Annotated in this window: 17 protein-coding genes and 1 pseudogene; 13 read left to right on the forward strand and 5 right to left on the reverse strand. The window is 72.7% G+C overall.

What is annotated here, in order from left to right; translation table 11 throughout:
- Positions 1-137 precede the first annotated feature (137 nt).
- On the forward strand, positions 138-668 hold the full coding sequence (locus tag OG507_RS03680) for an NUDIX domain-containing protein (RefSeq protein ID WP_327365674.1): 531 nt from the start codon (positions 138-140) through the stop codon (positions 666-668).
- A 31-nt stretch (positions 669-699) separates the two neighbouring features.
- Here OG507_RS03680 and OG507_RS03685 read toward each other — a convergent pair whose 3' ends face one another.
- Both OG507_RS03685 and OG507_RS03690 read right to left on the reverse strand, forming a co-directional pair.
- Positions 700-1,641: a M48 family metalloprotease gene (locus tag OG507_RS03685; protein WP_327365675.1), complete on the reverse strand. Its 942-nt coding sequence runs from the start codon at positions 1,639-1,641 to the stop codon at positions 700-702.
- A gap of 19 nt (positions 1,642-1,660) precedes the next feature.
- The gene (locus OG507_RS03690; protein ID WP_327365676.1) at positions 1,661-2,044 is read right to left on the reverse strand and encodes a BlaI/MecI/CopY family transcriptional regulator; all 384 of its coding nucleotides are present in this window, start codon (positions 2,042-2,044) and stop codon (positions 1,661-1,663) included.
- 123 nt (positions 2,045-2,167) lie between these two features.
- On the opposite strand from OG507_RS03690, the gene OG507_RS03695 reads away from it, so the two are divergent.
- Both OG507_RS03695 and OG507_RS03700 read left to right on the forward strand, forming a co-directional pair.
- Positions 2,168-2,827, forward strand: coding sequence for a DedA family protein (locus tag OG507_RS03695; protein WP_327371852.1), 660 nt, complete (start codon positions 2,168-2,170; stop codon positions 2,825-2,827).
- On the forward strand, positions 2,827-3,429 hold the full coding sequence (locus tag OG507_RS03700) for a phosphatase PAP2 family protein (RefSeq protein ID WP_327365677.1): 603 nt from the start codon (positions 2,827-2,829) through the stop codon (positions 3,427-3,429). Before OG507_RS03695 ends, OG507_RS03700 begins: the two co-directional genes overlap by 1 nt.
- A gap of 55 nt (positions 3,430-3,484) precedes the next feature.
- Here the strand turns inward: OG507_RS03700 and OG507_RS03705 are convergent, their stop codons facing one another.
- From OG507_RS03705 to OG507_RS03715, 3 genes are all read right to left on the reverse strand, one after another.
- Positions 3,485-4,699, reverse strand: coding sequence for a PP2C family protein-serine/threonine phosphatase (locus OG507_RS03705; RefSeq protein WP_327365678.1), 1,215 nt, complete (start codon positions 4,697-4,699; stop codon positions 3,485-3,487).
- A 206-nt stretch (positions 4,700-4,905) separates the two neighbouring features.
- Positions 4,906-5,664, reverse strand: a complete 759-nt coding sequence (locus tag OG507_RS03710) for a GNAT family N-acetyltransferase (RefSeq protein ID WP_327365679.1) — start codon at positions 5,662-5,664, stop codon at positions 4,906-4,908.
- On the reverse strand, positions 5,661-6,581 hold the full coding sequence (locus tag OG507_RS03715) for an NADP-dependent oxidoreductase (RefSeq protein ID WP_327365680.1): 921 nt from the start codon (positions 6,579-6,581) through the stop codon (positions 5,661-5,663). Before OG507_RS03715 ends, OG507_RS03710 begins: the two co-directional genes overlap by 4 nt.
- A 298-nt stretch (positions 6,582-6,879) precedes the next feature.
- Between OG507_RS03715 and OG507_RS03720 the strand changes: the two genes are divergently transcribed.
- The 10 genes and pseudogenes from OG507_RS03720 to metX all read left to right on the forward strand — a co-directional run bounded on the left by OG507_RS03720 (position 6,880) and on the right by metX (position 18,836).
- On the forward strand, positions 6,880-8,532 hold the full coding sequence (locus OG507_RS03720; protein ID WP_327365681.1) for an ABC transporter substrate-binding protein: 1,653 nt from the start codon (positions 6,880-6,882) through the stop codon (positions 8,530-8,532).
- 90 nt (positions 8,533-8,622) lie between these two features.
- Positions 8,623-10,704 (forward strand): alpha/beta hydrolase family protein, encoded by a 2,082-nt coding sequence (locus tag OG507_RS03725; RefSeq protein ID WP_327365682.1) that lies wholly within the window; start codon positions 8,623-8,625, stop codon positions 10,702-10,704.
- Positions 10,701-11,741 carry an ABC transporter permease gene (locus OG507_RS03730; RefSeq protein ID WP_327365683.1) on the forward strand — a complete coding sequence of 347 codons (1,041 nt, stop codon included), beginning with the start codon at positions 10,701-10,703 and terminating at the stop codon, positions 11,739-11,741. The genes OG507_RS03725 and OG507_RS03730 overlap by 4 nt, the downstream gene beginning before the upstream one ends.
- On the forward strand, positions 11,738-12,565 hold the full coding sequence (locus tag OG507_RS03735; protein WP_327365684.1) for an ABC transporter permease: 828 nt from the start codon (positions 11,738-11,740) through the stop codon (positions 12,563-12,565). The genes OG507_RS03730 and OG507_RS03735 overlap by 4 nt, the downstream gene beginning before the upstream one ends.
- Positions 12,565-14,523, forward strand: coding sequence for an ABC transporter ATP-binding protein (locus tag OG507_RS03740; RefSeq protein WP_327365685.1), 1,959 nt, complete (start codon positions 12,565-12,567; stop codon positions 14,521-14,523). The genes OG507_RS03735 and OG507_RS03740 overlap by 1 nt, the downstream gene beginning before the upstream one ends.
- Positions 14,524-14,591: 68 nt before the next feature.
- Positions 14,592-15,206 carry a helix-turn-helix domain-containing protein gene (locus tag OG507_RS03745; protein ID WP_327365686.1) on the forward strand — a complete coding sequence of 205 codons (615 nt, stop codon included), beginning with the start codon at positions 14,592-14,594 and terminating at the stop codon, positions 15,204-15,206.
- 315 nt (positions 15,207-15,521) lie between these two features.
- A complete protein-coding gene (locus OG507_RS03750) occupies positions 15,522-16,430 on the forward strand; it encodes a SigB/SigF/SigG family RNA polymerase sigma factor (RefSeq protein WP_327365687.1) in 909 nt (302 codons plus the stop codon).
- A gap of 256 nt (positions 16,431-16,686) precedes the next feature.
- Entirely contained in the window at positions 16,687-16,788 is a 102-nt protein-coding gene (locus OG507_RS40320; RefSeq protein ID WP_442810937.1) for a putative leader peptide, read from the forward strand.
- A 99-nt stretch (positions 16,789-16,887) separates the two neighbouring features.
- Positions 16,888-17,661 (forward strand): annotated as a pseudogene (locus OG507_RS03755) (PLP-dependent transferase); the annotation flags it as partial.
- On the forward strand, positions 17,658-18,836 hold the full coding sequence (metX, locus tag OG507_RS03760) for a homoserine O-acetyltransferase MetX (protein WP_327371853.1): 1,179 nt from the start codon (positions 17,658-17,660) through the stop codon (positions 18,834-18,836). The pseudogene OG507_RS03755 and the gene metX, both read left to right, overlap by 4 nt.
- The last annotated feature ends 35 nt before the right edge of the window (positions 18,837-18,871 follow it).

Here is an 18,871-nt window from a genome sequence, read left to right on the forward strand (position 1 = left end):
CGCACGCACAGCCGCGCACCAGGGGGCATCGTGAACCTCAGGGGAAACAGGGCGCGTCGACTCGATGACGGCAGTGATCAGCGGGAAAGGGGTGTCGTCCGTGGCGGCGCGCCCGTACGGGACGCAGACTTGACGGCATGCCGTCCCAGAAGCGCGCCACGCGCAGTGCGGGTCTTCTCCTGTTCCGCCGACCGGACGGGGCCGCGGACGACGGCGCCGCTTTCGAGGTGCTCATCGGGCATATGGGCGGCCCGTTCTGGGCGGGCCGCGAGAGCGCGGCGTGGTCGATCCCCAAGGGTGAGTACGGCCCCGACGAGGAGCCCGCGGCCGCTGCCCGCCGCGAGTTCGAGGAGGAGTTCGGCGTTCCGGCGCCGGGCGGTGCGTGGGTGGCGCTGGGTGAGGCCCGTCAGTCCGGCGGCAAGATCGTCACGGTGTGGGCGTCGGAGGCGGACATCGATGCGGCGGCGGCCGTTCCGGGCACGTTCACCATGGAGTGGCCGAAGGGCTCCGGTGTGCTGCGGGAATTCCCGGAGGTCGACCGGTTCGCCTGGTGCACACCCCAGGAGGCGGCGCAGCGACTCGTCACGGGACAGCGCGTCTTCCTCGACCGGCTGCGGGAACACCTGGAGGGAGACGGTCGGGTGACGCCCGCTCAGGACGAGGCCTGAGCGGGCGGTCACGCGAGAGGAGCGCCGCGGGTCAGTGCCGCGCGTTCTCGCCCTGTGCTGCCTCGATGCTGCTGTGCAGGTCGCTCGTCGCGTCGAGCGCGGCTGCGCCGGAGACGACCAGGCAGGCCAGCAGCACTACGGCGGCGGCCCGGCCGACGCGGGGCCGCGGGGCGCTCCGGCCGAGGAGTGCGGCGACGCGGCGCGGCACGGGCCCGGCCGCTGCGGCGAGCGCCACGCGGGGGCGGTGCGGGGCGCCCTCGGCGGCGCGTGCGGCAAGGGCCGCCCGGCCGATGGCCCGGGCGGCGACCTTCCGGTCGCCGACGGCGGAGGCGGCCGCCTCGTCGGCGCAGCGTTCCATGGCGTAGCCCATGGGGGCGCGCAGGGAACGCAGCGCGGGGTGGCAGAGTGCCGCCGCTTCGGCGGCGGCGATGAAGAGGTGGTGGCGGCCGACGAGATGGGCGCGCTCGTGTGCCAGCAGGGCGTCGCGTTCGGCGGGGTCCAGGGCGCGCAGCATTCCCGTGGTGACGACGATCCGGCCGGGTGTGCCGGGGCGTCCGGGCAGTGCGTACGCGTCGGGGCGGCTGTCGCGCAGGACGGCCAGCTCGCCACCGGTGTACTCGGACTGCCGAGCCGCCCGCTGCAGCTCCAGCCAGTGGCGGCGGGCGGCGAGGGCGACGGCGGCGGCGCAGCCCGCGAGCAGTGCCAGCGCGGCGGCCGCAAGGGGCACGGCGACGGCGGGAGCGGCTTCGGAGAGCGGTCGGACGAGTTCGCCGAAGGCGGAGACCGCGGAGAACCGGGTGGCGCCCGGCACCACCAGCAGGGCCAGGGCGAGCAGGCTGCACAGGGCGAGGCCGATGCCCGTCGCGGCGAGCAGCCGTACGGCACGCACCGGTGACAGGGTGTCCGCCAGGCGACGGGCCGCGGGCACCGCGACGAACGGCATCAGCAGCGGGATCCACACGGCATAGATCATCGGGTCTCCCCATCGAGGATCATCGGGCTTCTCCGTCGAGCAGGTCCCGGAGCAGTTGCTCGTCCTCATCGGTGAGCTGTGACACGAATCGGGCCAGTACCGTGCTGCGGTCCTGCTCCTTCTGCAGTTCGCTGTGCATCCTGCGGGCGGTCAGCCCTGGCGCATCCTCTGTGGGGGTGTACGCGAAGCCGCGGCCGGCCCGGGTGCGGGTGACCGTGCCCTTCTCGTACAGGCGCGACAGGATCGTGGTGACGGTGGTGCGGGCGAGTTGCGCCCCGATCGCGCCCTGTACCTGCCCCGGGGTGAGCGGGGTTCCGGCCGCCCACAGGGCCGCCAGGATCGTGGACTCCAGCTCGCCGGACGGGCGCCGCTCGCCACCCGGTATCCCCTTCACCTGGGACATGGGAACTCTCCTCCCCCTTCGGGCGTCTACAGTGACGCAGACCGTCTACACCACTGTAGTCGGTCCGGGCGTTCCGTAGGCCCGCCCGCTCACCATTATGGGAGACCTTCCACCGTGTCCGTATTGTCACTGGCGGCCACGCCACAAGCGGTGAACGTGCTCGACGCGGGTTCGCTGCTCGGGGCGTTCGGCGTGCTCGGCATCGCCGTCGTGCTCTTCGCCGAGACGGGACTGCTCGTCGGCTTCTTCCTGCCCGGCGATTCCCTGCTGTTCACGGCGGGCCTGCTCTGCGTGCCGGGTACCCACGGTCCGGTGGAGCTGTCGTTGCCGCAGGTGCTGATCGCCGCCGTGGCCGGCGCGCTGCTCGGTGCGCAGGCCGGTTACTGGATCGGCCGCCGCGGCGGCCGGGCCCTGCTCGCCCGCAGCCGCGCCGGACGGCTGCGCGAGGGCGCCGCCCGCGCCGAGGAACTGCTCGGCAGATACGGCCATGCGCGGGCGATCGTGCTGGCCCGCTTCGTGCCCGTCGTACGCACGGTGCTCAACCCGCTGGCCGGGGCGCTCGACGTCTCCGCCGGGCTGTTCACGCTGTGGCAGGTCGTCGGCGGGGTGCTCTGGACCGCCGGGCTGGTCCTCGCGGGGTACGCGCTGGGGTCCTCGGTGCCCGACGTCGACCGCTATCTGCTGCCGATCGTCGCCGCCGTGGTCGTGGTCTCCCTCATCCCGCTCGCCGCCGAGATGCTCCGCTCCCGCGGCCGGCGTACCGCCGAAGGGGACAACAGCTGATGTCTCTCGCCTCCACCGCCATCTCGTTCGACGGCGGCCTGTACAGCTGGATCACCCATCTGGCACAGCACTCCCCCACCGCTCTGGACTCCGCCGTCCGCGTCTGGTCGGACTACGGTCTTGCCCTGTTCGCCCTGCTGATGCTGGCGTCCTGGTGGCGCTCGCGCTCCGCGGGCCCCGCCCGTACCGCCATGGCGCTCTGTGCCCCGCTCGTCGTGGTGGCCGCGTACATCGTCAACGATCTGGTGAAGTCGGCCTTCCATGAGCAGCGGCCGTGCCAGACCCTGCATACCGCGACGGTGGAGGCATGCCCGCCGCTCGGCGACTGGTCCTTCCCCAGCAATCACGCCGCCATCGCGGCGGCCGCGGCGACGGCGATCTGGCTGACCGACCGCCGACTCGGGGCGATCGCGGTGCCTGCCGCCGCACTGATGGCGGCCTCCCGGGTGTGGATCGGTGTGCACTACCCCCACGATGCGCTGATCGGGCTGGTCACCGGCGCGCTGGCCGCCTGGCCGCTGACGGCCGCGGCGAGGCGCTGCGCCCCGGCGGTGGTCCGGCTGCGCGAGAGCCCGTTGCGCCCGCTGGTGGCGGCGCGTTGACCGAGGGGGACGCGACGGAAGTCGCATCGGGACATCGGGGTGGCGTCCGGCTGTCCTACCGGTCGCTGAAGCTCGCCGCGGCCCGGCGGGCGCCGTGGCCCGCCGTCACGGGCCGTTGGTGGCTGCCGGTCGGGGCCCAGCGCAGGGCGAGCGCGGCGATGTCGTCGCGCCGTATGCCCCCGGAGAAGGACTCCAGGTCGGCGTGGAGCGCGTCCAGCACCTCGCGCGGTCCGAGCTCCGCCCAGCGGCCCAGCCGGGCGTCCAGCGGATAGAAGGTGCCCGATGTGTCGCGGGCCTCGGTGACCCCGTCGGTGAAGAGCAGGAGCGTGGCGCCGGGCGGGAAGTCCAGCCACTCCGCGACTCGTGCCTGCGGGCTCAGTTCCGCCATGCCCAGCGGGACGGAGGTGCAGCGCAGCGGAACCGGACGGGCCACGCCGTCGTGCAGCAGCCGGGGCGGCAGATGGCCGCAGTTGACGACCTCGGCCCGGTTCTCCCCGTCGCAGCCGAGCACGAGGGCCGTGACGAAGCGCTCGATCTCCCCGGTCTGGGCGGAGAAGGCGTTGTGCCGGGCGACCGCGTCCTCCAACGCGTCGACCACCCCGGTCAGGGTGGGCTCACGGATGGCGGCCTCCCGGAACGCCCCGAGCACCGCGAAGCCTGCCCCGATCGCGGCGAGCCCTTTGCCCTGGACGTCCCCGATGATCACGCGGGTTCCGTAGGGGGACTGAACGACCTCGTAGATGTCACCGCCGACCAGGCGGTCCTCCTCGATCGGCGTATAGATGCCGTGGGCGAGGATCTGCTCGGTCCGGATGGGCAGCGGACGCAGGATCTGGCGCTGGAGAGCGACGGCGGCGGAGCGCAGCCTGGCTATCTCGGCGGCGTGCCGGATCCTCAGCGCGCAGGTGCCGACCCCCAGGAAACAGGCCAGCACGGTGAAGACGATGCTGCTGGTGATGTCCCAGAACGTTCCGCCGGTCACCAGCCGTGAGCAGACGACGACGATCATGGTCCAGGTGGCCACGCCCACGGTCTGCCGGATCGTTCCGAAGACCGAGACGAGTGCGGGCACGACCACGAGGAGCGGTATGAGGCGCAGCTCTTCACCGGTGCGCAGGTCGAGGAGGACGACCAGGGCGGTCAGCAGTGCCAGACCGCCGAACAGCGCCGGATTTCCGACCCGGGTGGCGTAGACGGCCGCCTCCCCCGCGTCCGTACCCGGGAGCGTCGCGCCGCGCTTCGCCACTTGGCGCTGGAGCCCGATCGTCACGGCACGTTCCTCCCGGCATCTGCCGGCCCAGCGCCGGCGTTCCTTCCAGTGCAGCCGGTGGGCGGGAGCAGCACACGAGGCTTACGGCCTTTCGGAACCTGACGAAGGTCCCGAAAGAGGAAAGAACAGGGACCTTCGGCCAGGATTTCCCGGGCCGAAGGTCCCTTTGTCGCGCGTCGGCCTGTCGCGGGTCGGCCTGTCGCGGGTCAGTGCAGGGCTGCCGCTCGTGTGTCGCCTGTTCCCGAAAGGCGCGTCGGCGGCTGCCCCGGTACGTACGCCGAGAGGAAGGACGTCCGGCGGCGGAGCACGAATCCCAGAGATTCGTACAGCCGGATGGCGTTGGTGTTGGTGGCGGAAGCATGCAGGAACGGCGTTTCGCCGCGCTGCCTGATCTCGTGGGCGACGGCGCGGACGAGTCCGCCGCCGAGCCCCTGTCCGCGCACGGACTCATCGGTGCACACGGCGCTGATCTCGCTCCAGCCGGTCGGATGAAGGCGTTCGCCCGCCATCGCGACGAGCACCCCTTCGCGCCGGACGCCGAGGTAGGTGCCGAGTTCGACCGTACGGGGCAGGAACGGCCCCGGGCGGGTGCGGGCGACCAGGTCCAGCATCTCGGGCACATCGGCGGCTTCGAGCCGTACGGCCTGCGGGTACGGTGCCGCGGCGACCCCGGCGTCGACGAGCTGGACGCCCTCGGCGTGGAAGGTGATCTCCCAGTCGTCCGGCGGCGGCTCGCGAAAGGCGGTGATCGTGACGGCGCCGCCGGGTCCGGCGAGCGCTGCGGCGTCGGCCCAGTCCTCGGCATCCGGCACGTCCGGGATCGCGATCCAGGGGGCCACTTCGGCCGGATAGCGCAGGACACGGCCGCGGCGCTCGGCGAAGTGGGCGTGCGGGCCGGTCAGCGCGGCGCGGACCGGGTTGTCCAGCGGGTGCGTGTCGCCCGCGACGGTGTGCGGGGCGCTCATGCGGTGGCCTCGATCACGATCTTTCCGCGTGCGTGTCCGCTCTCCACGGCGCGCAGGGCCGCTCCGGCCTCGGTGAGCGGGAAGGTCCGGGTCACATGGGTCCGCAGGGCTCCGGTGACGACGAGGTCCGCCACTTCGTCGAGGACCACAGCGGTGCGGGCCCGCAGGACGGCCGCCCCGCCCAGCTCCTCCGCCAGTGGCTTGCCCCCGGCGCTGATCAGTGCGGCCCGGTCCGCGAGAAGTGGGGCCACGTCCCTCAGGGTGTCGCCGCCGACCAGGTCGAAGACCGCGTCGATGCCGTCGGGTGCCGCTGCCCGGACCCGGTCGGCGAGACCGGCGCCGGATTCGACGTGCACCGCGCCGAGCGACTCGACGAAGTCCTTCTTGGCGGCGCTCGCGGCGCCGATGACATGGACACCGGCGTGGCGTGCGAGCTGCAGCACGGCGGTTCCGACGCCTCCTCCGGCCCCGGTGACCAGCAGGGTGGAACCGGGGGCGAGACCGAGCTGGCGGATGCCGTCGTACGCGGTGGCCGCCGCGACCGGCAGCACGGCCGCGTCCGTGAACGACAGTCCGGCCGGCTTGTGTGCGGTCACGACGACGGGCAGCAGCGTGTACTCGGCGTAGCCGCCGGTCACCGGATTGCCGAAGACCTCGTCCCCGACCGCGAACCCCTCGACATCCGGGCCGACGCCCTCGACCACTCCGGCGGCCTCGCTGCCGAAGACGGTGGGGAACGCCTGCGGCTCACTGCCGGGCCTGGTGTACCCCGTACGCAGCTTCCAGTCGACCGGGTTGACCCCGGCCGCCCGGACGGCGACGAGCAGCTGACCGGGGCCCGGGACCGGTACGTCCTGCTCGATGAAGGCCTCCACCTCCGGTCCGCCGTTGCGGGTGAACACGTACGCCTTGGGCATGAGCTCCCTCTTTCCTGTTCATGGCGGCGGCGTCACGGCAGTGGCCGCCCACGGCACCGCCGCCGGGCCGGTCACCCGTCGCCACAGCAGCAGGAAGGTCCTTCTCCGTTCGCGTATTCCCGGGCCTGCGGAGTGTTCATCGGCCCGCAATGATTCGGCGGCGGTGAATCCCCGCCGCATGCCCCTGTCCAGGACGTGGACATTCATAGGTCCTCCGTTGACGACCCCGCAGAGCGTCGGATACCGTCCACGCCCAGTTGGGCAGTTTCAGTGGACAGATGCGAGATGGGTGGTCCCGATGACATCGGAACCGGGTGGCAACCTCGGCCGACGGCGCCTTCTGCGCCTTGCCGGCGCGGGAATGGGCGTACTCACCGCTTCGGGCGTGCTCGCCGCCTGTGCGCCGCAGCCGGCGAAGGACTCCGCTGACGACCGGGCCGGTTCGGGCGCCCGGGCGCAGGGTGCGGACGTGCCGATCGGCAGCCTCACCCTCGCCCTGCCCTCCTCCATCTCCAGCCTCGACGTGGGCCGCGAGTCGGGCGTGCTCAACTACACGGTCGCGGTGCTGGCCCAGGAGTCCCTGCTCTCGGTCGACCCGTCCGGGAAGCTGCAGCCCGGCCTCGCCTCGTCGTGGGAGCAGCCCGACGCCACGACGTATGTGTACACACTGCGCCGGGGCGTCACGTTCACCGACGGCACGCCGTTCACCGCGGACGATGTGGTGGCCTCCATCGAGGCCGTCCGGGATCCGAGGAACGGCTCCGCACTCGGCTACGCCTACGCGGGTGTGCGGTCGGTGAAAGCCACCGGCGACCACGAGGTGACGATCCGGCTCAAGGCACCCGACGCGATGTTCGTGTGGACGACGACCGCGGGCGGACTCCTCATCAGCAGCCGTGCGTTCCTGACCCGCAACCGGGGAAGGATCGGCACGGCGAAAACCCTGCTGCTCGGCACCGGCCCGTACCGGATCACCGAGTTCGCCGCCGACGACCATGTGCTGCTGGAGCGCAACGACGCATGGTGGGGCGAGAAGCCCGCCGTCCGCAAGCTCAAGCTGTCCTTCGTGCCGGACGCCGGGACGCGGCTGGTCGCGATGAAGTCCGGTGCGGTGGACGGCGCCCTGAACCTCGCGTCGGACGAGGCCCGTGGCTGGGAGTCGAGTGCGGCCGTCACGTACACCGGCGACCGCTCGGTGGTGTCGCTGGCGTTCGACACGGCCAGGGCCCCCTTCGACGACGTCCATGTCCGGCGTGCCATCGCCCACGCCACCGACCGCGAGGGCATGGTGAAGGGCATCCTGCACGGCCGGGCCGAGGTCGCCGACGCGCTGCCCTCGCGCGACATGTGGGGCGATCTGATGCCGGCGGACGAGGTCCGCTCCGGCTACGACGCGATCCCCGCCGTGCCGTACGACCTGGACGCCGCCCGCGCGGAACTGGCCGAGTCCTCGGCGAAGGACGGTTTCACGGCGGAGCTGCACTACCCCAACAGCGGACCGCAGTTGGGCAAGGCGGCACTCGCGCTCGCCGCCGCGCTGAAGAAGATCGGCATCACGCTGAACGTCAAGGAGATCACCCTGGAGCAGTGGGTGGCGGAGCTGGGCTCGGGCAAGCAGCCGCTGCAGTTCCTGTGGTACTTCCCCGTCACCGGTGACCCGGCCGAACTCGCCGACCCGTATCTCAATGCGGCGGCCACGGCGACGGACATCGCGCACTACGACAACAAGACCGTCAACACCGCGCTCAACACCGCGAAGACGGCCACCGACAAGGACGTCCGGGCCCGGGAGCTCATGAAGGCGGTGCGGACGGCCGGTGCCGATCTGCCGTATCTCCCGCTGTGGTGGGCGCAGACCGCGACCGCGCTGTCCAAGGAGATCGTGCTGCTGGATCAGGGGCCGTTCGCGTTCATCGGACCGTGGGCGACCCGGATCCGCAAGGCCGTCTGACCCCACCCATCCGCAACGGCGCCCGAGCCCACCGCACCCCGGTTCCCGGGGCACGTCACGCCGGAACCCCATTACAAGGAACGGACCACCATGCCCAGTACCGCCGCGCCCGGGCCGCCGCAGCGGCGCGCCGCTCTCGTCGTACGGCGTGTCCGTGAGGCGATGCTGCGGCTGGTCCACCCGGTCGAGGCCCGGATCAGTCCGGACGGGCGTGCGGTCGCCGTGGCGGCGACCGGTCCGCGCAACGCCGGACTGGTCCTGGCCCCGGTCCCCGCCGGGCTGCGGGGTGCGGACGCGGATGCGCGGCCCCCCGTGCTCCTCGCACCGCGGGAGCCGTCCGCGCCCACGGACCGTCACAGCCCGCGCTGGCTGCCGGATTCGCGGACGCTGCTGCACATCGCCGAAGTGGCAGGACCCGCCGGAACCGATGTGCGGCTCGCCGCCCTGGACACGGCCTCCGGGGCGGTACGCACCGTCGCCGCCGCCCCCGGTGCGGTGGAGGAACTGCTGGTCTCCGACGACGGGAAGCAGGCGCTGCTCCTCTGTGCGCAGGACGGCGCGGAACGCGACGGCATGAATCTCGGCCTGCCGGTACGGCTCGCAGCCGCACCTGCGCCCGAGCGCTTCGCCCCGGGTACCGGCCGCCGTTCGGTGCATCTCGTCGATCTCGCGGAGGGCTCGGTGCGTGAGGCCGGGCCGGCGGGGCTGACCGTGTGGAACGTCGCGTGGCGCGGCGGCACCACCGCCGTCGCCACCGTCTCCGAGGAGACGCTTCCCGCCGGGTACTACGGTGCCCGGTTCGCGGCCCTTGATCTCGAAGCATGCACGGCCAGGACCGTGTACACGCCACAGGGGCAGCTGGACGCCCCCGCCGTCTCGGCGGACGGCCGGTCCGCGGCGGTCTGCGAAGGCATCTCCATCGTGTCCGGGCGGCCGGTGGTGGCCGATCTGTGGACCGGGAGCGCAGAGGTGGTGCCGGGCGTCGAGGACGCGACCTGGCTGCGGTTCGACGACTCGGAGGACACCGCACCGCGCTCACTGTGGTTCGCGGGCTGGGACGGGACGGGCTCCCGCGTCGGACACACCGGACGCCCCGGCGGCACACTCTGGTCGGGACCGGTGACCCTCGGCGGTGCCGGCTACCGGCCCGAGCTGTCGCTCAGTGACGACGGGCGGCTGGCCGCGACCGTGCTCGACGCACCGGGCAGCCCGGCCGAGGCCGTCGTCGCCCGCGCCGAAGGGCCGGACGCCTGGGACTGGGTGCCCGTCACCGCACTGAACGCGCCCGCCGACCCCACGCTCGCCGCGGTCCGCACCGAGGAGACCGTATGGTCCGCAGCCGACGGGCGCACGGTGCACGGTCTGGTGCTCTCGTACGGTGAGAGCCCCGGTCCCCGGCCCCTCGCCGTTCTCGTGCACGGCGGCCCCGCCTGGCTGTGGTCCGCCGGATACGCGCCCGGCGATGTGCTGGGTCTCGCGCCCGCGCTGGCCGCCGCCGGATACCTGGTGCTGCTGCCCAACCCGCGCGGCAGCAGCGGCCGGGGCCTGGAGCACGCCCGAGCCGCGGTCGGCGACGTCGGCGGCGCGGACCTGGACGATGTGCTGTCCGGCGTACGCCATCTCGTCGACGCCCGGCTCGCCGACCCGGACCGTACCGCCGTCCTGGGGCACAGCTACGGCGGCTACCTCGCCGCTCTGGCCGCGGCCCGCACCGATGTGTTCCGGGCGGCGGTCATCGTCTCCGCGCCGACCGACTGGCTGAGCTTCACGCACACCAGCAACATCGGCGGCGGCTACGACCATGCGTACCGGATCGGCGGCACGGACTCGCCCGCCGAACTGGTCCGGCGCTCCGCGGTCTTCGCCGACGGCGGCAGCGGAACCCCGACGCTCATCGTGCACGGGTCCGCGGACCGGGTCACTCCGGTCGGCCAGGCCCACGAGCTGTACCGGTCGCTGCTGCGCGCGGGCCGCGCCCCCGTGGAGCTGTACGTGTACCCGGACGAGGGTCATGAGTTCACCGACGGCGCCCATCTCCTCGATGCCGCGGCCCGGGTGGAGAAGTGGCTCGCCGCCCACCTCGGTCCACCCGCCGCGGCCACCTGCCGGGCCGCCGTGCCCGGGGACGCACCCCCCGCGCAGATCCCCGGCACGGCCGGAGGAGACCGATGAGGCCCGCCGCCCGTTCCCGGCTGCGCGCGGCGCTCCCCCTCGGCCATGTCGTGCGTCGCCTCGGCGGGACGCTCGGGCTGCTGGTCGTCCTGTCCGTCGCCGTGTTCGCCCTGCTCCAGGCCGCCCCCGGCGACCCGGCGCAGACCCTGCTCGGGCCGCGCAGCGCGACTCCCGAGGCACTGGCAGCCGTTCGGGCCCGCTACCACCTCGACAGCCCGCTGGCCGTGCAGTACTGGTACTGGCTCAGCGACGCCGTCCACCTCGATCTCGGTACCTCGATCCGGACCGGCGAGAGCGTCGCCGCCGCGCTGGGCGACCGGCTCGTGCTCACCGGGCAGCTGGTCGGGCCCGGCTTCGCCGTGGCCCTGCTGCTCGGACTGCCGCTGGGCGTCCTGGCGGGTCTGCGGGGCCGGCGCCTCACCGACCGGGCCGTACAGAGTCTCGGTGTGGTGGCCCTGTCCACCCCCGCGTTCGCGGGCGGTCTGCTGCTCATCTATGTGTTCGCGCTGATGCTCGGCTGGTTCCCGGCGTACGGACCCGGCGAGGGCTCGGGGGCCGACCGGGTGATGCATCTGGTGCTGCCCGCCGTGGCGCTCGGCGTCGCCGTCACCGCCGTCCTGCTGAAGCTGACCCGGGCCGCGGTCATCCGTGAACTCGACCGGGAGCACGTCACGTTCGCCCGTGCCCGGGGTGTCCCTGAGCGGGACATCCTGCTGCGGTACGTACTGCGCGGCACCGTCGTCCCCGTCCTCACCGGGATCGGTCTGATCCTCGCCTATCTCCTCGCGGGGACGGTCATGGTGGAGCAGGTCTTCGCGCTGCCCGGCCTCGGGTCCCTGCTGGTCGACTCGGTCACCTTCCGAGACATCCCCGTCGTCCAGGCCGAGGCGTTGCTCATAGCGGCCCTGGTCTGTCTGGCGAACCTCGTGACCGATCTCCTGCAGCCGCTGCTGGATCCACGACTGAGGACCGCACCCGTGGCGACGGCGTCCGCCGTCACCCGGTCGCCCGAAGTCCTTGAGGAGGAGGGCCGTTGAAGACCCGCACGCTCCACCGCCGGCTCTCACCGCTCACCGTCTGCTGCTCCGTCCTGCTGGTGCTGTTCGCGCTGGCCGCGGCCTTCGGCCGACTGGTCCTGCCCGACTGGGACGCGCAGGATCTCTCCACCGGCGCCACCATGCCGGACGGCAGTCATCCGCTCGGCACCGATGAACTCGGCCGGGACATCGCCCGGATGGTGACCGCCGGGGCACGGAGCACACTGGTCGGTGCCGCGCTGGTGGCGCTCGGGTCGATGGTCATCGGCAATGTCCTCGGACTCCTCGCGGGCTACCGGGGCGGCTGGATCGACACCCTCGTGCGCCGCTGGGCCGACCTGCTGCTGGCACTGCCCGCCCTGCTCGTGACGATCGTCGTCGCGGGTGTCGGCGGCGGCGGTTACGCCCTGGCCGTCGGCGTCCTCGTCGTGCTGACGTCGCCCGCCGACATCCGGCTGGTGCGGGCGGCCGTGCTGGAGCAGCGGCACCGCGCCTATGTCGAGGCGGCACAGACACTGGGGCTGTCCCCGTTCACGGTGATGACCCGGCACATCTGGCCCAATGTGCTGCCCGTCGTGGTGGCCAACACCCTGCTGAACTTCGCCGGGGCGATCGTCGCTCTGAGCTCGCTCTCCTTCCTGCGGCTCGGTGTGCCGCCGGGCGCCCCGGACTGGGGCCGGATGCTTTCCGAGAACCGCACCCTGCTGTACGACAACCCGTCCGCCGCCCTGGCGCCGGCCGTGCTGATCATCGCCGCTGCCGTGGCACTCAACCTCCTCGGCGACCGGCTGTTCGAGGCGTTCTCCGACCGTGGGAGGTCCTGATGGCAGCGCGCCCGGCGACAGAGAGCCCTGCCGCCGCTTCGGCGGCACCGTCCACCGAAGCCCTGCTCTCGGTGGACGGTCTGACGGTCACCGCCACGGCAGGTGCGGGCGGCCCGGTCCCGATCCTGGACGGCGTCTCGCTGGAGGTCGGCCGGGGCGAGTGCATCGGCATCGTCGGCGAGTCCGGCAGCGGCAAGTCCCTGGCCATGCGGGCCGTCGTGGGACTGCTGCCGGCCGGGACCGATGTGACGGGCGGATCCGTGCGGATCGACGGCCAGGATGTCCTCACCCTGACGCCCCGCGAGCGGCACGCCCTGCGGGGCCGGCGCGTCACACTGCTGATGCAGGACCCGTTCACGATGCTGCACCCGCAGCTCACCTGCGGACGGCAGATCGCGGACGGGCTGCGGGACCTCGACGGCGGGCGCCGTGGACTCAGCGGGAAGGCCGCCCGGCACGCGGAGGTGGAGCGGCGGCTCGCCGAGGTGGGACTCGGCCCCGATGTCGCCGACCGCTACCCGCACGAGCTGTCCGGAGGCATGCGGCAGCGGGTGGCGGCGGCAGCGGCACTCGCGGGCGACCCGGAGCTGCTGATCGCGGATGAACCGACAACCGCGCTGGACGCCTCCAACCAGCGCGCCGTTCTCGATCTGCTGCGCGGCCTCCAGCGGAGCCGGGGCATGGGCCTGGTCCTGATCACGCACGATCTGCGGGTCGCGTTCTCCGCCTGCGACCGGGTGTACGTGCTGTACGCGGGCAGTGTGCTGGAGCACGGGCGCTCCCACGAGCTGGAGTCGGCCCCGCTGCATCCGTACACGGCCGGGCTGCTGGCCTGCGAACCGTCCGTACGCGAGCGGTACGCCGAACTCCCGGCGATTCCCGGTTCCGTACCGGCTCCGGGCGCCAGGAGCAGCGGCTGCCCGTTCGCCGACCGGTGCGCCCACGCGGCCGCCGTGTGCCGCGCCGAACCGGTTGTGCTGTCGGCGCCGCCGTCCTGTACCGGAGCACCCGCCGACGCCTCGCCCGGTACGCGGCGGCTCTCCGCCTGCGTGCGGCTTTCCGAGATCGGCGATGCGCTCGCCACACCGCCGGTGCGGGCCGCCGCCGTCCCCTCGGCGGTGTCCGGGCCGGGTCCGGACGACGAGGTGCATGCCCAGGACGCCGCGCTGGTCGCCCGGTCCGTCGACCGTACGTTCCGGTCCCCGGCCGGAGATCATGCCGCACTGCGTGACGTGGGTCTGACCGTTCCCCGTGAGGGCGTCGTGGCCCTGGTCGGCGAGTCCGGCTCGGGCAAGACGACGCTCGCGAGGATCGCGGTCGGGCTGGAGACCTTCGACGGCGGCACGGTCACCGTGGGCGGGATCGCCCTGTCCGCCGGGCGTCGCCCCGCCGCCGCGGACCGCCGGCGCCTGGCCGGACAGGTGCAGATCGTCTTCCAGGACCCGTACTCCTCGCTCAACCCGTTGCGCACCGTGGGCGCGACCCTGCGCGAGGCCCTGGCCGCCGCGACCGGCCGGCGGGGACGCGGCACCCCGAAGGCCGAGGTCGGCACGCTGCTCGAACAGGTGGGGCTGCCCGGGTCGTACGCCACACGGCGCCCGGCCGCGCTCTCGGGCGGGGAGCGTCAACGGGTGGCTCTGGCACGGGCGCTGGCCGCCCGGCCCCGCTTGTTGATCTGCGACGAGGCGGTGGCGGCGCTCGATGTGTCCGTCCAGGCGCAGCTGCTCAATCTGCTCTCCTCGCTCCAGCGGAGCGAGGGGTTCGCGGTGCTGTTCATCACCCATGACCTCGGTGTGGTGCGGCAGATCGCCGACCGGGTGGCCGTCATGCATCAGGGGCGGATCGTCGAGCAGGGTGCCACGGCCGAGGTGCTGGACGCTCCGCGGCACCCGTGGACCCGGCGCATGATCGACGCGCTGCCCGAGGCCACGGGCAGCGATGAGAAGGCGAGGATCTGACCGGCCGGCGGCCGCGCCGGTAGAGTGTGCCGCTGACCTGCGCGTACCACCGAGAGCGAGGAGGAACGGTGTCCGAGCCGCCCGTCACCGTCGGCCCGCCCACACCCCCACGTCCGCCTCAAGCACAGCAGTCCGCCGCCGTCGTGGTGCGGACAGCGCTGGCCGCAAACCTCAACCGCCGTCGGCTGGCCCGCGGTTGGAGCCTGCGCGAACTGTCGGCGGCCACCGGCGTCAGCAAGGGGCTGTTGTCCCAGATCGAACGCGCCGAGGCCAATCCGACGGTCGATGTGCTGGTGCGGATCGCCGATGTGCTGGACACGAACTGCACGGATCTGCTCCGCCAGCCCCTCCTGAGACCGGAGATCGTCCGCGCCGCCTCGCTGGACGAACCCGAGGACGAGACCTCGGTCAATCTGCTGTACTCCGGCCACGAGCACGGCCGTATCGAGATCTACCGCACCCGTCTGCATCCGCACGCCCAGAGCCAGGTCAGCTCCCACGGTGCGGACTCGGTGGAGTACGTGCTGGTGATGTCGGGCCAGGTGACACTGGTCGTCAACGATGTCCCGCACCTCCTGGGGACGGGAGACACCGCCCGGTTCTCGGGACTGAGCAGCCACTACTACACCACCGAGGACTCCCCCGCCATCACGCACACCATCGTCGGCTACCCGCGCGACTGAGGGCCGGGCATCGGCCCGCAGTCGCTCCACCGGCGATTTCGACTCAACTACCGCTGGATATACACCGGTCGGCCCCGTCGCGCCGTCGGCTGTGGCAATCTGGAGGTGACCGCCCCACCGGGCTCCCCCGTACCGGTGGGGCGGTTCTGCTGTCCGGTGCCTCTCGCCTGCACGAATGCACGGACAGAACGAGGGATCACGGCGATTCCCGGCCATTGATGCGCCGTTACCCGATCGACTTCCGCCGTTCCGCATGGTCGCTGCCTCCGGGGGCAGACGCATACACCTCACCTACGATCAGGGGAGCGTGACGAGATGACGGCGCACACTGCGCGGACCGCCGGGGCGCAGCGAGCGGAGAGTGCACGGTCGACGCGTACGGGGGACGCCGCCGCGGACGACGGCGACCTGCCGTGGATCGAGGACGCGGGGAGGATCACCCCGCCGGACGCACGGGAACTGTCCCGGCTGTTCTTCCACCGGCTGCGGATCCTGGAGGAGGGAACCCCCGCCCATCAGTACGCGCGCGGCACCCTCATCGAGATGAACCTCTCCCTCGTCCGGTACGCCGCGGGCCGTTTCCGCAACCGGGGCGGCGGCGACATGGAGGACATCGTCCAGGTCGGCACGATCGGGCTGATCAAGGCCATCGACCGGTTCGATCTCTCCCGCGAGGTCGAGTTCACCTCCTTCGCGGTCCCGTACATCACCGGCGAGATAAAGCGGTTCTTCCGCGACACCAGCTGGGCGGTCCATGTCCCGCGCCGGCTGCAGGAGTTGCGGGTCGACATCGCCAGGACCAAGGAGTCCCTGGCCACGCTCCTGGACCGCGAACCCACCGTCGCGGAGCTCGCCCGGCGGCTGGGGCTCAGCGAGGACGAGATCGCCGAGGGCATCGTGGCCGCCAACGGGTACACGGCGGGTTCGCTGGACATGCCTGCCGATGCGGCGGCCGCGGGACGGCGCAACGCACCGGGGCGCACCTTCGCCGATGTCCTGGGCGGGCCCGATCCCGCCATGGAGGCGGTCGAGAATCTGCACGCGCTGGCGCCGCTGCTGGGCGGTCTCGACGACCGTGAACGGCGCATCATCGACATGCGTTTCGGCCAGGAGATGACCCAGGCGCAGATCGGCGCGGAGCTGGGGATCTCGCAGATGCATGTGTCGCGGCTGATCAGCAGGATTCTGCGGAAGCTCCGCAGCGGGATGCTCATCGATGAGTGAGAGGAGCTGACACGCTCCCCGGCGCACGTGCGCATACATTGCGGCCTGATGAAATCGCCGGCCTCGTCAAGCCGCCCGGCGGCCCGCCTCCCCCGCTCCCCGTACGGCACCACAGCAGGTGCGTCCGCGCAGGTCACCTCCGGTACGGGGGCATAGCGGGCCGTGCTGTGACCACAGGTGGGAGCGTGCGCGGCGCGCCGTTCGGCGATATGGAGGAACGGTTGACGCCCCCGGTGGCCGCTGCCACGCTCACGCCATGCCAGCGACTCCGGTTCTCGTCTCGCGGCGCCATGTCGATCTGGGACGTCTCGCGTCCGCGGCGTGTCGCCGGGGCCGCTGCTGCGACCCGCTCCGTTGAGCAGCTGAGCCGCACCGGCGCCTTCTCCGCCGCGCGATCGCCACCGCTCCCCAGCCGGTTCCGCCGCACCCCGCAGGAGTGCCGCGGCCCGCGCTTCCGCAGGCCGGTGTGCCGCTGATCGTCGACAACACCGTGCCCACCCCGTACCTGCTCCGTCCGATCGAGCACGGCGCGGATGTCGTGGTCCACTCGGCGACGAAGTTCCTCGGCGGGCACGGCACCACCATCGGCGGTGTGGTGGTGGACGGCGGCACGTTCGACTTCGGTGCGCACGCCGAGCGGTTCCCCGACTTCAGCTCCCCCGACCCGAGTTACCACGGTCTGCGGTACTGGCCGGATCTGGGGCCCAGCGCCTTCGCGGTGAAGCTCCGGGTCCAGCTGCTGCGCGACCTGGGCCCCGCCCTCTCCCCGCACTCGGCGTTCCTGCTGCTGCAGGGTGTGGAGACACTCAGCCTCCGGCTGGAGCGGCGCACATCCAATGCCCGGGCCCTGGCCGAGTGGCTGGAGCGGCGCGACGAGGTGTCGGCCGTGCACTACGCGGGACTTGAGTCGAGCCGGTGGTACGAGGCGGGGCGCCGCTATCTGCCCCGCGGCGCCGGGGCCGTGCTCGCCTTCGAGCTGCGCGACGGGGTGGAGGCGGGGAAGCGGTTCGTGGACGCGGTCGAGCTGTTCAGCCATCTCGCCAACATCGGTGACGTACGGAGCCTGATCATCCATCCGGCGTCGACCACCCACAGCCAGCTGTCCGAGGAGCAGCTGGCCGCCACCGGGACGACCGCCGGGCTGGTGCGGCTCTCGGTGGGGCTGGAGAACGTGGACGACCTCAAGGCCGATCTGGAGGCCGGGTTCCGGGCAGCGAAGGCGGCGTCCTGAACCGGACGGCCCCCTCCCCCGTACTCCCCCTCCCGCCGGCCACCGGAGGCCGGCGGGAGGGGGATCCGCCCGGCCGCCTGGCCTGGGTGACCCTGGACCGGCCGCTGCCGCTGGAGTCCGGCGGTGTGCTGCCCGGGGTGCGACTGGCGTACGAGACATGGGGGCGGCGGGCACCCGACGGCTCCAACACGGTGCTGGTGCTGCATGCCCTGACCGGTGACAGCCATGTGGCCGGGCCTGCGGGGCCCGGGCATCCCACGGCCGGCTGGTGGGATGCGCTGGTCGGGCCCAAGAAGGCGCTGGACACCGACCGCTGGTTCGTCGTCGCGCCGAATGTGCTCGGCGGCTGCCGGGGCAGCACCGGCCCCTCGTCGTACCGTCCCGAAGGGCCGCACTGGGGTGGCGACTTCCCCCATCTGACGGTCCGTGACCAGGTGGCGGCCGAGGCCGCGTTGGCCGACGCGCTGTCCATCGGACGGTGGGCCGCGGTGATCGGGGGCTCGATGGGCGGCATGCGGGCGCTCGAATGGGCGGTGGGCCGGCCGGAGCGCACCGGCTCGCTGCTGGTGCTCGCGGCGTCCGCGGCGGCGTCGGCGGAGCAGATCGCCTGGGGCGCCGTGCAGGTCTCCGCGATCCGCTCCGACCCCGGTTGGCAGGGCGGCCACTACCACCAGGCGCCGCCGGGCGGTGGCCCGCACCGGGGCCTCGGTCTGGCCCGCCGGATCGCCCATGTGACGTACCGCAGCGAACCCGAGCTCGGGTCACGGTTCGGCGGCGAGGCGCAGCCGGGTGAGCATCCGTGGCGCGGCGGCCGGTACCGGGTGGAGTCCTATCTCGACCACCACGCGGCCAAGCTGGTGCACCGCTTCGACGCGGGCAGCTATGTGACGCTGACCGAGGCGATGAACGGGCACGATGTCGGGCGCGGGCGCGGTGGCATCGCGGCGGCGCTGCGCCGTGCCCGGATGCCCGCACTGGTCGCGGGCGTCGACTCCGACCGGCTCTATCCCCCGGCGCAGCAGGCGGAGCTGGCCTCGCTGCTGCCGGGTGCGGACCGGCTCAGGATCGTGGAGTCGCCCCACGGGCACGACGGTTTCCTGATCGAGACGGGTCAGGTCGGCTCCCTGGTACGGGAGTTGTTGTCCGGCGGGCCGGAGGCCGTCCCGGTCCGCTGACGCACCACCCGCAGTCCCCATCCGCATCCTCCTCG

This window comes from Streptomyces sp. NBC_01217 (genome assembly GCF_035994185.1).
In the GTDB taxonomy this organism is placed as follows: domain Bacteria; phylum Actinomycetota; class Actinomycetes; order Streptomycetales; family Streptomycetaceae; genus Streptomyces.

Bases quoted from the DNA above. Each gene is read 5' to 3' on its own strand.
- OG507_RS03680 (WP_327365674.1), top strand. From the start codon at position 138: ATGCCGTCCCAGAAGCGCGCCACGCGCAGTGCGGGTCTTCTCCTGTTC.
- OG507_RS03685 (WP_327365675.1), bottom strand. From the start codon at position 1,641: ATGATCTATGCCGTGTGGATCCCGCTGCTGATGCCGTTCGTCGCGGTG.
- OG507_RS03690 (WP_327365676.1), bottom strand. From the start codon at position 2,044: ATGTCCCAGGTGAAGGGGATACCGGGTGGCGAGCGGCGCCCGTCCGGC.
- OG507_RS03700 (WP_327365677.1), top strand. From the start codon at position 2,827: ATGTCTCTCGCCTCCACCGCCATCTCGTTCGACGGCGGCCTGTACAGC.
- OG507_RS03710 (WP_327365679.1), bottom strand. From the start codon at position 5,664: ATGAGCGCCCCGCACACCGTCGCGGGCGACACGCACCCGCTGGACAAC.
- OG507_RS03715 (WP_327365680.1), bottom strand. From the start codon at position 6,581: ATGCCCAAGGCGTACGTGTTCACCCGCAACGGCGGACCGGAGGTGGAG.
- OG507_RS03720 (WP_327365681.1), top strand. From the start codon at position 6,880: ATGACATCGGAACCGGGTGGCAACCTCGGCCGACGGCGCCTTCTGCGC.
- OG507_RS03725 (WP_327365682.1), top strand. From the start codon at position 8,623: ATGCCCAGTACCGCCGCGCCCGGGCCGCCGCAGCGGCGCGCCGCTCTC.
- OG507_RS03730 (WP_327365683.1), top strand. From the start codon at position 10,701: ATGAGGCCCGCCGCCCGTTCCCGGCTGCGCGCGGCGCTCCCCCTCGGC.
- OG507_RS03740 (WP_327365685.1), top strand. From the start codon at position 12,565: ATGGCAGCGCGCCCGGCGACAGAGAGCCCTGCCGCCGCTTCGGCGGCA.
- OG507_RS03750 (WP_327365687.1), top strand. From the start codon at position 15,522: ATGACGGCGCACACTGCGCGGACCGCCGGGGCGCAGCGAGCGGAGAGT.
- OG507_RS40320 (WP_442810937.1), top strand. From the start codon at position 16,687: ATGCCAGCGACTCCGGTTCTCGTCTCGCGGCGCCATGTCGATCTGGGA.